This window comes from Streptomyces sp. NPDC006314, from assembly GCF_040613075.1.
Taxonomy (GTDB): domain Bacteria; phylum Actinomycetota; class Actinomycetes; order Streptomycetales; family Streptomycetaceae; genus Streptomyces.
The window spans coordinates 278,565-292,538 of sequence record NZ_JBEXRL010000003.1 but is presented as its reverse complement, the minus strand read 5'-3'; the positions used below and the strand labels follow the sequence as shown (position 1 = coordinate 292,538).

Annotated in this window: 16 protein-coding genes and 1 tRNA gene; 6 read left to right on the top strand and 11 right to left on the bottom strand. The window is 70.3% G+C overall.

From position 1 onward, the window contains the following. Window positions 1-77: 77 nt before the first annotated feature. The 6 genes from ABZ079_RS07015 to ABZ079_RS06990 are packed head-to-tail and all read right to left on the bottom strand — an operon-like array spanning window position 78 to window position 4,321. A complete protein-coding gene (locus ABZ079_RS07015; protein ID WP_356938366.1) occupies window positions 78-830 on the bottom strand; it encodes a class E sortase in 753 nt (250 codons plus the stop codon). A gap of 27 nt (window positions 831-857) precedes the next feature. Further along, window positions 858-1,964: a class E sortase gene (locus ABZ079_RS07010; RefSeq protein ID WP_356938365.1), complete on the bottom strand. Its 1,107-nt coding sequence runs from the start codon at window positions 1,962-1,964 to the stop codon at window positions 858-860. Beyond that, window positions 1,961-2,599 (bottom strand): aminodeoxychorismate/anthranilate synthase component II, encoded by a 639-nt coding sequence (locus tag ABZ079_RS07005; RefSeq protein ID WP_356938364.1) that lies wholly within the window; start codon window positions 2,597-2,599, stop codon window positions 1,961-1,963. Before ABZ079_RS07005 ends, ABZ079_RS07010 begins: the two co-directional genes overlap by 4 nt. Further along, on the bottom strand, window positions 2,596-2,778 hold the full coding sequence (locus tag ABZ079_RS07000; RefSeq protein WP_356938596.1) for a hypothetical protein: 183 nt from the start codon (window positions 2,776-2,778) through the stop codon (window positions 2,596-2,598). The genes ABZ079_RS07005 and ABZ079_RS07000 overlap by 4 nt, the downstream gene beginning before the upstream one ends. 30 nt (window positions 2,779-2,808) lie before the next feature. After that, on the bottom strand, window positions 2,809-3,507 hold the full coding sequence (locus ABZ079_RS06995) for a class E sortase (protein ID WP_356938363.1): 699 nt from the start codon (window positions 3,505-3,507) through the stop codon (window positions 2,809-2,811). A gap of 25 nt (window positions 3,508-3,532) precedes the next feature. Further along, window positions 3,533-4,321, bottom strand: a complete 789-nt coding sequence (locus ABZ079_RS06990) for a DUF881 domain-containing protein (RefSeq protein WP_356938362.1) — start codon at window positions 4,319-4,321, stop codon at window positions 3,533-3,535. Window positions 4,322-4,472: 151 nt separating this feature from the next. Between ABZ079_RS06990 and crgA the strand changes: the two genes are divergently transcribed. Next, on the top strand, window positions 4,473-4,727 hold the full coding sequence (gene crgA, locus ABZ079_RS06985; RefSeq protein ID WP_356938361.1) for a cell division protein CrgA: 255 nt from the start codon (window positions 4,473-4,475) through the stop codon (window positions 4,725-4,727). A gap of 269 nt (window positions 4,728-4,996) precedes the next feature. Here the strand turns inward: crgA and ABZ079_RS06980 are convergent, their stop codons facing one another. Next, complete coding sequence (locus tag ABZ079_RS06980) at window positions 4,997-5,887, bottom strand: rhomboid family intramembrane serine protease (RefSeq protein WP_356938360.1); 891 nt, start codon at window positions 5,885-5,887, stop codon at window positions 4,997-4,999. Window positions 5,888-5,997: 110 nt separating this feature from the next. Continuing rightward, window positions 5,998-6,528, bottom strand: coding sequence for a peptidylprolyl isomerase (locus ABZ079_RS06975; protein ID WP_356938359.1), 531 nt, complete (start codon window positions 6,526-6,528; stop codon window positions 5,998-6,000). 270 nt (window positions 6,529-6,798) lie between these two features. Between ABZ079_RS06975 and ABZ079_RS06970 the strand changes: the two genes are divergently transcribed. After that, window positions 6,799-7,497, top strand: coding sequence for a DUF5324 family protein (locus ABZ079_RS06970; protein ID WP_356938358.1), 699 nt, complete (start codon window positions 6,799-6,801; stop codon window positions 7,495-7,497). Window positions 7,498-7,926: 429 nt separating this feature from the next. Here ABZ079_RS06970 and ABZ079_RS06965 read toward each other — a convergent pair. After that, window positions 7,927-7,999: transfer RNA gene (locus ABZ079_RS06965), tRNA-Ala, on the bottom strand. Between the two features lie 182 nt (window positions 8,000-8,181). Here ABZ079_RS06965 and ABZ079_RS06960 point away from each other — a divergent pair. Both ABZ079_RS06960 and ABZ079_RS06955 read left to right on the top strand, forming a co-directional pair. Then, window positions 8,182-8,730: a DNA-binding protein gene (locus ABZ079_RS06960; protein WP_356938357.1), complete on the top strand. Its 549-nt coding sequence runs from the start codon at window positions 8,182-8,184 to the stop codon at window positions 8,728-8,730. A 233-nt stretch (window positions 8,731-8,963) separates the two neighbouring features. Then, window positions 8,964-10,430, top strand: a complete 1,467-nt coding sequence (locus ABZ079_RS06955) for a protein kinase (protein ID WP_356938356.1) — start codon at window positions 8,964-8,966, stop codon at window positions 10,428-10,430. Here ABZ079_RS06955 and ABZ079_RS06950 read toward each other — a convergent pair. Both ABZ079_RS06950 and ABZ079_RS06945 read right to left on the bottom strand, forming a co-directional pair. Then, window positions 10,394-11,785: a hypothetical protein gene (locus tag ABZ079_RS06950; protein ID WP_356938355.1), complete on the bottom strand. Its 1,392-nt coding sequence runs from the start codon at window positions 11,783-11,785 to the stop codon at window positions 10,394-10,396. The two genes, ABZ079_RS06955 and ABZ079_RS06950, sit on opposite strands and share 37 nt — an antisense overlap. Window positions 11,786-12,110: 325 nt before the next feature. Further along, window positions 12,111-12,239: a DLW-39 family protein gene (locus ABZ079_RS06945; RefSeq protein WP_003999697.1), complete on the bottom strand. Its 129-nt coding sequence runs from the start codon at window positions 12,237-12,239 to the stop codon at window positions 12,111-12,113. 350 nt (window positions 12,240-12,589) lie between these two features. Here ABZ079_RS06945 and ABZ079_RS06940 point away from each other — a divergent pair, with 350 nt between their 5' ends. Beyond that, window positions 12,590-12,931, top strand: a complete 342-nt coding sequence (locus ABZ079_RS06940) for a DUF6344 domain-containing protein (protein WP_356938354.1) — start codon at window positions 12,590-12,592, stop codon at window positions 12,929-12,931. Window positions 12,932-13,156: 225 nt separating this feature from the next. Further along, window positions 13,157-13,915, top strand: coding sequence for a glycosyltransferase (locus tag ABZ079_RS06935; RefSeq protein WP_356938353.1), 759 nt, complete (start codon window positions 13,157-13,159; stop codon window positions 13,913-13,915). Window positions 13,916-13,974: the final 59 nt, after the last annotated feature.

Sequence of the window (13,974 nt, the reverse complement as noted above, 5' to 3'; positions counted from 1 at the left end):
CCGGACGCCGGGGGCCCCTTTTCGTACTGCAACCCATTTTTTTCAGACCACCACCAGCTCCCCTGGCAGGCCACGGGTCAGCCGCGCAGTTCCTTCGGCGGTGTGCGTGCGCCGTCCACCTTCTCCACCCGGACCAGTTCGCCCCACACCACGTACCGGTAGCGGCTCGTGTACACCGGCGTGCAGGTCGTCAGGGTGATGTAGTGGCCGGCCCTGTCCTTTCCGGACTCCTTCGGGACCGACGACAGGACCTTGACGTTGTACTTCGAGGTCTCGGGGAGGACGGAGTAGACCTTGTAGACGTACCAGTCGTCCTTCGTCTCGAAGACGATCGGGTCGCCCTTCTTCACCTTGTCGATGTTGTGGAACTTCGCGCCGTGCCCGTCGCGGTGGGCGGCGAGGGTGAAGTTGCCGTCCCGCCCGGCGGTGGGAAGCGTGGCCTTGACCGGGTCCGTGTAATAGCCGGCCACGCCGTTGTTCAGGACGTCCTCGTCCGTGCCCTTCTCGACCAGCACCTCGCCGTTCTTCATCGCCGGCACGTGCAGGAAGCCGATGCCGTCCATGGTGTCCAGCGCACCGGGGCCGGAGTCCGTGGCGTGGGCCCAGTGATCACGGACCCTGTCGGCCTGCCGGTCGGCCTTGCGGTCCGCTATCACGTTCGTCCACCACAGGGAGTAGACGACGAACAGGCCCAGCAACACACCTGTCGTGATGAGGAGTTCCCCGAAGACGCTGACCGCCAGGGCGATCGGGCCGGGACGCCGGCGCGGGCCGGGCTCCGGGGCGGACGCGTCCGTGTGTTCTTCGGTCTCGTCGGCGGTCGCTGCCACAGTTCCTCTGCCCTTACTCGATGAGCCCTAGTCGATGAGCGCGTCCGGCTTGCCCTTGCCGCGCGGGCGTTCCTCGACCATCTTGCCCCAGACGATCAGCCGGTACTTGCTGGTGAACTCCGGCGTACAGGTGGTGAGGGTGATGTAACGGCCGGGCTCGGTGAAGCCCGAGCCCGGGGGAACGGGGTCCAGCACGCTCGTGTTGGACGGCGGTGTCACCGGGAGCGTCGCCGCCACCTTGTAGACGAAGTATTCGTCCTGCGTCTCGACCACGACCGCGTCGCCACGCGTGAGCCTGTTGATGTACCGGAACGGCTCACCGTGCGTGTTGCGGTGCGCCGCGAGACCGAAGTTGCCCGTCTTGGCCTCGGGCATCGCCGTCTTGAGCGGGCCCTCGCCGTAATGCCCGACCATGCCCTTGTCGAGCACCTTCTTGTTGCTGACGCCCTCCGCGATCGGGGCGACGACGTCCAGCGCGGGGATGTGCAGGATGGCGAAACCCTGTCCCGGCGCGAAGGCGCCCGGGTTGCGCTTGCCGCTGGCCCAGTCGTCCTGCAGCTGGTGGGTCTCGCTGCCCGCCTGGGCGTGCGCGCGGACGTTGGTCCACCACAGCTGGTAGGTGACGAACAGCAGCATCAGCACGCCGGTGGTGATGAACACCTCGCCGATCACCCGGCTCACGATGACGGCCGGGCCCGGTTTGCGCAGCCGGGCCTGCCGCCGGGCCTCCACCCGGGACAGCGGCCGGCCGGACGGTGGTGTCGACGGGGGTGGCGTATCCCGGTTCCCGCTATGACGGCCACCGCGGCGCTTGGCCGCCTTTCTGCGGGCCGCACGGCCGCCCGGCGTGATTCCACCGGCAGGGGAGGCTGCGGAGGCTCCAGAGACGCGCAGGGGCTCGTTCCGCGGGCCAGGGGGCAGCGGACCGGAAATCCTCCGCAGCGCCATCGTCTCGTCATTGGCGGCAGGCATGGGGCCCACGGCGGGCATCGGCGCCGTCGGCGGATCGTCCTGGCGCCCGGCATGGCGGCCGCCATGGCGACCCGCACCGCGACCGGCGTTCGGCGCACCGCCGTGGGACTCGTACGGGCCCTCGCCGTACAAGTCCTCACGCTCGGGGCGCAGCGCGGTCACGCCGTGGCCCTGCCCACCACCGGGGCGAGCCCCGCCGACCTCGCCACGGCACCCTGGTCGCCGCACTCCGCCAGCCAGTTGGCCAGCATCCGGTGCCCGTGCTCGGTCAGCACCGACTCGGGGTGGAACTGCACGCCCTCGACCGGGAGTTCACGGTGGCGCAGGCCCATGATGATGCCGTCGTGTGTACGGGCGGTCACTTCCAGCTCGGCCGGGACCGTGGCCGGTTCCGCGGCCAGGGAGTGGTAGCGGGTCGCCGTGAAGGGGGAGGGCAGGCCCGCGAAGACGCCCTTGCCCTCGTGCTCGACCGGCGAGGTCTTACCGTGCAGCAGCTCCGGCGCCCGGTCGACCACGCCGCCGTACGCCACCTGCATCGACTGCATCCCGAGGCACACGCCGAAGACCGGCACCCCGGTCGAGGCGCAGTGGCGGACCATGTCCACGCACACGCCCGCCTCCTCCGGCGTCCCGGGCCCGGGCGAGAGCAGTACCCCGTCGAAGCCGTCCTGGGCGTGCGCCGTCGACACCTCGTCGTTGCGGAGCACCTCGCACTCGGCGCCCAGCTGGTACAGGTACTGGACGAGGTTGAAGACGAAGCTGTCGTAATTGTCGACGACGAGAATCCGCGCACTCACTGGTTGTCCACCGTCACATCGTTGAAGGGCAGCAGCGGTTCGGCCCACGGGAAGACGTACTGGAAGAGGACGTAGACCAAGGCCAGGACCAGTACGAGTGAGATCAGTGCCCTCACCCACGCGTTCCCCGGCAGATGCCGCCAGATCCAGCCGTACATGCCGTCCCTTTCGTATCCCACGGCACCAGACTCCCGCCGTACGCCACCAGACTAGCGGCGCAGAGCCTTCGGTTCGCCTGCCTCCACAGGCTGTGTGGAGGCCAGGTGCGCCCAGACGATCAGCCGATGACTGTGCCCCCATTCCGGATCGCACGTGGTCAGCGTCAGATACCGGCCCGGACGCGTGTACCCGGACTTACGTGGGACAGGGTCGATCACCTCAACGTCCGCCGGAACGGTTTTGTAAGGCCCTTTGTCGATCCGATACGTGAACCAGGTAGTTCCGTCCGTGAGCACCACCGCGTCCCCCGGCCGCAGCCGCGGGAAGTCCTTGAACGGGTCTCCATAGGTGCGCCGGTGCCCGGCCACCGCGACGTTGCCCTCCCGGCCGAGCCGGGCGGTTCGCGGGTAGTGGGCGAGGCCCTTCGCCAGCACGTCCCGGCCGGTACCCTCCAGCACCGGCTTGTTCCACGTGGAACCGAGCCGCGGGACGTACATGATCGCGAAGGCCTTTCCGTAGCGGTACGGCACCGGCTTCTGCGGCTTCTCGGCGGACACCCTCCGCTCACCCGGGGCGTCCGCCGGCCGCATGGTCCCCGTCGACCACTGGCGGTGCAGCTGCTCGATCTGGTCGCTCATGGCGCTGTCGGCCTGTACACCCGTCCAGAACAGGACGTGGACGACGAAGAGCACGATCAGGGCGCCGACGGTGATGCACAGTTCGCTGACGGTCCTGACGATCACGCGCACCGGCGGCTCCTGACAGAGGACCTACCTACTCCACTGGCTTCGCGTAGTGCAGATCCACTGTGCCGGAGTAGCCGGGAAGAGTCACCGCCCCGTCCTCGGTGACTTTCCAGCCGAGGCCGTAGACGTTGACGTACACCATGTAGGTCTGGATCGCCCTGCTCTGCGCGAGCGCCTGCTGAAGCCTGCCCGGGTCGCCGACCGCGGTGATCTTGTACGGCGGTGAGTAGACGCGGCCCTGGAGGATCAGGGTGTTGCCGACGCAGCGCACGGCACTCGTGGAGATCAGCCGCTGGTCCATGACCTTGATGCCCTTGGCGCCGCCCTGCCACAGGGCGTTCACCACGGCCTGCAGGTCCTGCTGGTGGATGACCAGGTAGTCGGGCTGCGGCTCGGGATAGCCGGGCAGCTTGGCGGTGGCGTTGGGCGGGGCGTCGTTCAGGGTGACGGTGATCGCCTTGCCGGTCAGCTTCTCGGTGCCCGCGTTCCTCTCCAGCCCGCTGAGCTTCTCGTCCTGCGCCTTGGTGCTGCCGTCGTCGCTCTCGGCGAGCGACTCCACGTTGTCGCGCAGGGTCGCGTTGGACTCGTCCAGCTCCTTGTTCTTGCGGCTGCGCTCCTGAATCAGGTCCGACAGCTTGAGCAGGGAGGCGTCCTGCCGGATGTCGGTGCCCTTGGCCGTGTCGAAGCTGGTGAAGAAGATGAGCCCCGCGAGGGCGAACACGGCCGCCGTGAGCATCCGCACCGGCCGGACACGCAGCCTGCGGCCGGGTCCCGGACCCGTTGATCCCGTCCCGGGGGAGTCGGCAGAATTGCTCAACGTACCCTTATCTCCTTCGGCGCCACGGAAGCACTACGCTAACGGACGCCCGGGGGAGCACACAGAGTCGTGATGTTGACCCTTGTACGCTGCCCCGAGCTTGCCCCAGTTCCCTGCGCGGCCACGCAGCGCATCGACAGGAGAGACCCTCGTGCCGAAGTCACGTATCCGCAAGAAGGCGGACTTCACGCCGCCGCCGGCGAAGCAGGCGCAGGCGATCAAGCTGAACAGCCGCGGGTGGGTTGCTCCCGTGATGCTGGCCATGTTCCTCATCGGCCTGGCCTGGATCGTCGTCTTCTACGTAACCGACGGCTCGTTGCCCATCGACGCGCTGGACAACTGGAACATCGTCGTCGGCTTCGGCTTCATCGCCGCCGGCTTCGCCGTCTCCACGCAGTGGAAATAGCCCTCACCAGCACCGTCGTGGCAGCTCTGCCCACGGCTATCCACTGAGTTATCCACAGGTCCGCAGGGGTATCCACACCCACCTGGGGAAAAGACTACGATCTGTGGATAACTCATCGAGGGTTGACGCCGGTGTGACTGCCGCACAAGCCCTCGTACACCTTTTCGGCCCCTGCCGACCTGGGCAAACACATTCGAGCGACCGGGGACACAGGTGTGCCCGCACCGTATGCACAAGATCCGCCACCCGCTGTGGACAACGGTTCGGTATCAGGTGAGCTGAGCGGTCCTGACGAGCACGAGGACCACCGAGACGAGCAGGACCGACGCACAGGTGCCGTACTGGATCAGCGCCCGCTTCCGGCGCGGGGCGTGGACCATCGCGTAGCCGGTCACGACACCGGCGACAAGACCTCCGATATGGGCCTGCCACGAGATGTTGCTGAATCCGAAGGTGAAGATGAGGTTGATCACCAGCAGCGCGATGACCGGCCGCATGTCGTAGTTGAGGCGGCGCATCAGCACCGCGGTGGCCCCGAAGAGGCCGAAGATCGCCCCGGAGGCACCGAGCGAGGCCTCCGTCGGGGAGGCGATCAGATAGGTCAGCGCACCGCCGGCCAGCCCGGAGACGAAGTAGACCGCCAGATAGCGGGCCCGGCCGAGGGCCGCCTCAAGAGGACCGCCGATCCACCACAGGCTCAGCATGTTGAAGCCGATGTGCCAGTACTCCTGGTGCGCGAACATCGACGTCACGAAGCGGTACCACTCGCCCCCGGCGACGCCCGAGGTCGGCGCGAACGGCTTCAGCGGCCAGGCGCCGTACAGGACCAGGTGCTCCAGCAGGTGTTCGTCGGCCTGGACGGCGATGAAGACCGCGATGTTGATCCCGATGAGGATCTTGGTGAGCAGGCGCGGGTCGGCCGTCACCGTGCCACCGGCGACCGTACGCGGCCGGGACGCGCCGGGAGCGTGCCCCGTCCCGGAACCACCGCGGACGCAGTCGGGGCACTGGAAGCCGACCGAGGCGCTGACCATGCACTCGGGGCAGATGGGGCGTTCACAGCGGGTGCAGCGCACGCCGGTCTCGCGGTCCGGGTGCCGATAGCACACGGGCACGCTGCGGGCGTCCTGCGCGCTGCCGCTGCCTGCGGCCTGGTCCATCAGATCCCCTTGCTCGTCATGGCACTGCCCGGCGAATACCCCGCCCCGCTCATCCTTACGGACGAGCGGGGCGTTTGGTTCCCTGCGGGAGGTTGTGGAGAGCGGTGGGCTCAGCCCTCACGCTGCTCGATGACGACCGACTCGATGACGACGTCCTTGGCCGGACGGTCGTTGCGGCCGGTGGGCAAGCCGGCGATGGCGTCGACGACCTTCTGGCTGGCCGGGTCGGTGACCTCGCCGAAGATGGTGTGCTTGCGGTTCAGCCACGTGGTCGGGGCGACCGTGATGAAGAACTGCGAGCCGTTGGTGCCGGGGCCGGCGTTGGCCATGGCCAGGAGATACGGCTTGTTGAAGGACAGGTCCGGGTGGAACTCGTCCTCGAACTTGTAGCCGGGGCCGCCGATGCCGCTGCCCAGCGGGTCGCCGCCCTGGATCATGAAACCGCTGATGACACGGTGGAAGATCGTGCCGTCGTAGAGCCGGTTCGTGCTCTTCTCACCCGTGCCGGGGTGCGTCCACTCGCGCTCGCCCTGGGCCAGCTCGACAAAGTTCTTGACCGTGACGGGCGCGTGGTTCGGGAACAGCCGGACCTCGATGTCGCCGTGGTTGGTCTTCAGGGTGGCGTAAAGCTGCTCAGCCACGATCTGCCTTCCGTTGTCTTCCTGTGACTCCCCGATCCTCGCACGGCCGGGGCCCCACGTCGCCCGGCGGCCACGACTTGTGCCGGGAAAGCAGCGCCCGCCGCCGATTTCTGGCAGGGTCGACAAGAAGCTCCTGTTGCCCGCAATCGAGCCGAAGAGAGCGATCAGCACCCATATGCCCGCCCTCGCATGCCGGACGGACCGTTGACAGGCATGATCCGTAAAAGGGTGGAAAGTCGATTACCGTACGCCACCGAGGAGGAGGAACCCGTGACCCGCATCGACAGCGTGCGCGCCGCGACCGGCTCGGCGAAGGACAGCGTGCTGCACGCCGCGGAAGTGGTGGCGCCCTACGCCGACACGGCCAAGGAGCGTGCCGCGTATTACGCGCAGGAGGCACGCGTACGGCTGGCGCCCGTGGTGTCGCAGGCCGCCGAACAGGCCCGCGAGCAGTACGACGCCCGGCTCGCCCCGCGTCTGGAGCAGGCTCGTGCGCATGTGCCGCCGAAGGTGGACCTTGCCGCGCAGGAAGCCGCCATCCGTACCCGCAAGGCCGCCCGGCAGGCCGCCGAGTACTCACGTCCGAAGATCGAGCAGGCCGTGGCCGCGACCGCTCCGGTACGCGACGAGGCCGCGGCCCGGAGTGCCGCCGCCCTGGTCGCGCTGCGCGGGCAGGTCCCGGCGCAGAAGATCCAGAAGCTGGCTCGCAGGAACCAGCGGCGGTCCAAGGCCGGCCGGACCGTGAAGGTGGTGGCGCTGCTGACCGCGCTGGCCGGCGGTGCCTTCGCGGCCTGGAAGTGGTGGGACAAGCAGGCCAACCCGGACTGGCTGGTCGAGCCGCCCGCCGCGACGGAGGTGCCCGAGACAGGTCGGCTCAGCACCGTGGACGGCAGCGGCACCTCGGTCCTGGACCCCGAGGTACAGGCGAAGCAGGCAGAGGAGGAGACGGACCGCGACGACCAGGGATGAGACGGTCGGGTTCGCACAAGCCGAACGGGCCGTGGGACCGGTGAGCACCAACTCACCGGTCCCACGGCCCGTTTCACGTGAAACCGACTGCACCCGCGTTCCTTCCGGAGCGTCAGAGCGCGAGGACGAGGGAGCCGACGGGCTCCTGTGAGGGGGGACACGCAGAGCGCTCTTCGAGGTCTTCGAGGTCTCCGAGCGAACCTGCTGTCGCCGACCGGCCGCAGCCGCCCCTCCGGGGCCCCCGGTGGACCCTGGCCTTCCACGGTTTCCGGTTTCGCGGGCGTGGAGTCCGGTGTTCACGAGCCGCCGGGGAGCCCGGTGGGCAGACGGCCCCAGCCGCCCTTCGGCGACACCGCCGTGGTGACGCCCCCCCCCACGCAGAACACCCCCTCAAACCGCGTTTCCGCAGGTGAGAAGGGGTGTACGGGGTGGAGCCTAGGGGAGTCGAACCCCTGACATCCGCCATGCAAAGACGGCGCTCTACCAACTGAGCTAAGGCCCCGCGAATGAACGACCGGCCGGATGAAACGCGTTCCGGCGGGCGCCGCAGACCAGAGTACCGGGTCACCCCCCATATCCCGCAAAAAGATTGGGGGTCCCCGCGGATGACCACTCTCCGTAAGATGCTCGACGTGGTTCGCTACAGCGAACCGCGGTTTTCAGGGGAAGCGATGGGGAGACGCAATGGACGCCGCACAGCAGGAAGCCACCGCCAGAGCGCGGGAGCTGCAGCGGAACTGGTACGGGGAGCCGCTGGGGGCACTCTTCCGTAAGCTCATCGACGATCTCGGGCTCAACCAGGCCCGTCTCGCGGGGGTCCTGGGCCTGTCCGCGCCGATGCTCTCGCAGCTGATGAGCGGCCAGCGCGCGAAGATCGGCAATCCTGCTGTGGTCCAGCGGGTGCAGCTGTTGCGGGACCTGGCGGCCCAGGTGGCGGACGGCAGCGTCAGCGCCGCCGAGGCGACCGAGCGCATGGACGAGATCAAGAAGTCGCAGGGGGGTTCCGTGCTGAGCAACACCACCCAGACCACGAGCGGTTCCGGGGCGCCCACGGTCAAGCGGGTGGTCCGCGAGATCCAGTCACTGCTGCGCTCGGTGGCCGCCGCGGGCGACATCATCGACGCCGCGGACAGTCTTGCCCCGACCCACCCCGAGCTGGCCGAGTTCCTCCGGGTCTACGGCGCCGGCCGCACCTCCGACGCGGTCGCGCACTACCAGTCCCACCAGAACTGACCCCGGGCCCGGTTCCCCGGAGGGGGTGGGGGGCCGGGCCAAGGGCAGGGTCCGAGGGCACTGGCCGCGCTGCCGGCGCGGGCAGGGAGTCGGGCAGGGAGTAAGGCGAGGCACGGACGTGTCACTCCTCCCGGGGGAAGCAGGCACGAGGGGAGCAAGTGGGGGAGCAGGGGTAGAGGGGAAGCACGGGCCGAGGGGGAACGCGGTGCTAGGGGGAGGAGCGGCGGACGGTCATGGGTGAGGTCTTCGCCGGCCGGTACGAGCTGGCCGACCCGATCGGGCGCGGAGGTGTGGGCGCCGTCTGGCGTGCCTGGGACCATCGCCGACGACGCTATGTGGCCGCCAAGGTGCTCCAACAGCGGGACGCCCACTCCCTGCTGCGCTTCGTACGGGAGCAGGCGCTGCGGATCGACCACCCCCATGTGCTCGCCCCGGCCAGCTGGGCCGCCGACGACGACAAGGTCCTGTTCACCATGGATCTGGTCGCCGGCGGCTCCCTCGTCCACCTCGTCGGCGACTACGGCCCCCTCCCTCCGGGCTTCGTGTGCACGCTGCTCGACCAGCTCCTGTCCGGTCTCGCCGCCGTCCACGCGGAAGGCGTCGTCCACCGGGACATCAAGCCCGCCAACGTGCTCCTCGAAGCCACCGGTACGGGCCGGCCCCGGCTGCGCCTTTCCGACTTCGGAATCGCCATGCGGCTCGGCGAACCGCGGCTGACCGAGACCAACCTCGTGGTGGGTACGCCCGGTTACCTCGCCCCCGAGCAGATACTCGGCGCCGAACCCGACTACCCCGCCGACCTGTTCGCCGTCGGCCTGGTCGCCCTGTATCTCCTCGAAGGCGCGAAGCCCGACGCGAAGGCGCTTGTGCGGCACTTCATGGAGCACGGCACCCCGAGGGCGCCCAAGGGCATCCCCGAACCGCTGTGGCAGGTCGTCGCCACGCTGCTCCAGCCCGATCCGGCGGCCCGTTTCCGCACCGCCACGGGTGCGCGCAAGGCGCTCGCCTCCGCCGCGGAACTCCTGCCGGAGCCCGGACCCGACGACGAGCTGATCGAGATCTTCGACCAACTCGGCCCACTGCCACCCGGCTTCGGCCCCGGCGGGCCCCTCGAGAAGGCCGAGAGGTCCTCGGGCGCGAAGACGACCTCCTACGGCACGGACATCCCCTCCGGCGCCGACACCGCCTCCCGCACGGACTCCCCCGCGGGCACCCCCTCCCGCCCGAGCGCCGGGGCGCACGTACACACCGGCTCCATGTCGGACACCGGGAGTTTCCGACTCCCTCCGCCCCAGAGCGCCTTGGACGCCGGTCCGCACCCCCGGCCGGCACGCCGGCAGGCCGAGGAGCAGAGCGAGTACGGCCCGCAGCACACACCCCAGGTCCCGGAGCGTCCCTCCCACGATCCGACGTACGCCCTCTCCCCCACCTCCCCGCCATCCGCACCATGGGGCGCCGTCCCGAACCCGATCTCGGTGCCGGCGCATCGCGGTGATGCCTCTACCGCTTCGTACACCGCTCGGGACCCGCAGGTTCCACCGCACGCCCCGCCGATTTCGGCGGCGCCCCCCGGGCAGGGCCGTCGGGCGCGGCGCGCGCACCGCCGCCGCCCCGGGCCCCCAGCCAAGGTCGCGGTACCGATCCTGTTGCTGGCGCTGGCCTGCTACGCGGTGGGCTTCTGGGCGCTGACCCGCGTCTGAGTCCGCCGGGCCGCCGCCGTCCACCCGCCGAGCACCAGCAGCAGCGCGGTGCCCAGGCCGATCCCGCCGACCGCGACCAGTTTCATCACCGTGCCGTTCCGGCCTCCGGTGCTCCCGGCCGGCGCCGCGGCCTCCCGGTCCTGTTCCGTGACGGTGAAGACGTCCGCCGGCTCGGGCCTTCCGGCGTACTCCGGTCCGGCGTGCGCCCGCCCGTCCACCCGTATCCGCAGTGTCACGCCGAACGGGCCCCGGCCGAAGGTGCCGGCCATCTGCTCGCTGAGGTGCAGGACCAGGTAGTACTCGCCGGCGAAGCGGACGGAGGTGACCCCGGCGGGGACGGCGTGGCGGTTGGTGTACTCGACCGGCGGGAGCGGGTCGAGGGCGACGGACTTCCGGGTGCCCGTGTAACCGAGGGACGCGTCGTCGACGAGGCCCCGGACAGGGTTGTGGAGGGAGAGGTTCAGGGCCCCGCCGACATAGCCGTGGCCGGGAGAAGGGACCAGTTCAGCGGAGGCGTGCAGCTGGCGGCCCCAGTCGAGCGGCACCTTGTAGAACCGGGTCTCGCCGGGCACGAGGGCGGTCCGCCAGACCCCCTGGCCCACCGGCTCGGCCGAAGCGAAGCCGCTGCCGCCGGACCGGTCGCGGGGCTCGCCGGTGAGCGGTTCGGGCGTGGCGGAGTCCCAGGTCCGCGGCGCGGTGGTGGAACCGGCCTGTGCCGGGCCGGGTTCCGTGACAGGCGCGATCTCCAGGTCCCAGCCCTGTGCCGGGGCCGCCGTACCGGAGCCCCCGGCGTCGAGGCGTTCGACGAGCAGGTAGTACGTCCCCGTGCCCTGGCACAGTGCCTTGCCGGTCTCGCGCTGCCCCAGGGCCGTGACCGGGCGTGGGCTGAGCCCGGCGCCGAAGCGGGCGGCGGCGTAGGAGCAGGGAGTGCCGTCGGCGTCCCGGACGGACACGCGGATGCCGTCGGTGGCGGAGACCGTGGCGTTCGGGGGCGGTACGGCGGTGACGGGGACGTACGCCGTGTCCGGGGCGGTGAGGCGGAGGCGGTAGTAGAGCCTGCCGTTCTTCGGGAGCGAGCTGCGGTACATACGGCCGGGCTCCAGCGGTTCGGCCCCCGCCATGCCCGCCGCACCCACGACCGTACGGGCGCCGGGCGCGAAGTCGTACGCCCCCGGCCGCGCGTCGGCGGCGACCGCGAGTCCGCCGGGCACGGTGACCGGGGCACACAGCCCCAACAGGAGGACGAGGGCGCGCAGTCCCAGCAGGCGGACGCCGGCACGCGGCCGCGGGGGGCGGACGACGGCACGCGGCCCGGGCAGGACGACCGCCGCACACAGCCCCGGCCGGACGACCACCGCACGCGGTTGCGCAGACCGGCCGCCCCGCCACCACGCCGTACGCTCTCGCCGCCGCCGCACGTGCCACCCCCCTGCCGCTCCGCAACCCGCGCCCCTCGGACGCTTCGCGCGACCGCTCCGGACCGTGGCCCATCCTGCCCCGAGCGCCCGTGCGCCATCCGGGCAACGCGTACGGCCGTCCGAAACGTCCGGCAACGCCCGTCGGATCCCCGTACGGCGCCCCGGAACGGGTACCTCACCCGCCGCGGCCCCGCAACACGGGGCAACGCAAAACCCCGACCGCGAGGGCGGCCGGGGTCTGTTCAGATTCCGGTGTCGGGACTCACGAACCCGTGGGCACGGAGTCAGTCGCCTCCGTCCACAGATCCTGCTCGGCGCGATCCGCCTGGATCTGGCGGTACACGAGGAGCCCGCCGATGGCGGCCAGTGCGACCAGGAGCAGCTTCTTCACCGCGCGACCTCGTCTTTCCTTGACGTAGGGGACCTTTCTGGCGCCCGACTATACACACCGGCCGATATCGATCGGTGACCTGCGTCGGGGCTCAACTCCCGCCTCCGGCAGTGCAATCACAAGAGCGGGCACCGTTCGGATCGGAGGGTGATCACACCTCCACACAGCGTTACTTTGCTCCCCCTTCGCTCGTCTTCGCCACGATTTGGGAGCCTTGCGACCTTCTTGCACCCAACCGGGTGGTGTTCATCTGAACATCGACGCGCCACGGGCGTCGGTCCACCACTTCGCGACCCTCATACACATCATGAGGAAAGTACGCAAATCGCCCAACCCGAAAGTGAGGGGCCATGACCCAGAACAAGGTCATGAAGCTGTGGACCGCCATCGTCACCGCCTTCCTCGCGCTGTGCACGGCGCTCGGACTCGTCACCGCGGCCCCCGCGACGGCCGCTCCCCAGGCCGAGAGCCCCCGCACCGGCGCCACGCACCGCACGTCCCCGACGATCCCGGCGACACACCGCTGGCTCTGGTCCCATGCCGGGGCCCTGCCCCCCACGATGAAGCAGCGCATCCGGGCCGAGGCCCACGGAAAGTCCCCGAGCTGCCGGCACCGGCCCCTCACCGAGACGCAAGCGGAGAACGCGGAGGCCACGGCCCCCGGCCAGGATCCGGCAGCGCTCGACTGCTGATCCCGCTCGACCCGCCGCTCCGCCGGCCACCCGCGGCAGGAACGGCACGCAGCACCGCAGACGTCTCGACACCAGGCGACTTGCGTACGCATCAGTCGACACGGAAAGACCCCCGGCCGGGCTCGGCCGGGGGTCTCGCGCTGTGTGCGCATACGTCATCCTCGTACGGCAACGACCCACGATCCTCGTACGACGACCTCGCCCGGAAAGGTGGTGAGTGCTGCCGTGAGCCGGCGCGTCACCGTTGTCACCGCTGTCCACGGCCCGTCCGCCCGATTCCTGCCGGACGCCTACGCGTCCCTGTGCGCACAGCGGCTTCCCGGCGGCTGGGACTGGCAGTGGCTGATCCAGGAGGACGGCGGGACGGACGACGTCCGCCCCTACGTCCCGGAGGACGAGCGGGTGGTCTTCCGCCAGGGCCGGCCGGGCGGTCCCGGTGTCGCCCGGACGATCGCGCTGGCGCGCGCAGAGGGCGCGTATGTCAAGGTCCTCGACGCCGACGACCAGCTCACCCCGGGCGCACTGGCCCGCGACCTGACCGTGCTGGAGGCGGACCGCACCGTGGGGTGGACCACGTCCCGGGTGCTCGATCTGCTGCCCGACGGCTCCACGGCCGGCTTCCCCGGCGATCCGGACGCCGGCCCGGTCGAACGCGGTGTCGTGCTCGGCCACTGGAAACGGAACGACTTCCGCGCGCCGGTCCACCCGGCGACCCTGTGCGTCCGACGGGACCTGCTGACCGCCCTGGGCGGCTGGATGGCCCTGCCGGCCTCCGAGGACACGGGCCTGCTGCTGGCGCTGAACGCGGTGAGCCGCGGCTGGTTCTCGGCCGAGGTCGGCCTGCTGTACCGCAAGTGGGAGGGCCAGGCCACGGGCCAGGCGTCCCATCTGGACCCCGCCGAACGCGCGGCGCGCATGGCCGTCGCGGAGGCCAGGGCCCGCGCGCTGGCGGAGTTCGGATGGACGTATCCGGCCGACCGCTGAGCGCGTCCAGCCGGCCCCGGCGCTTCGGGGATCCGCCCGCTGCGCCGTTGTTGCGTGGG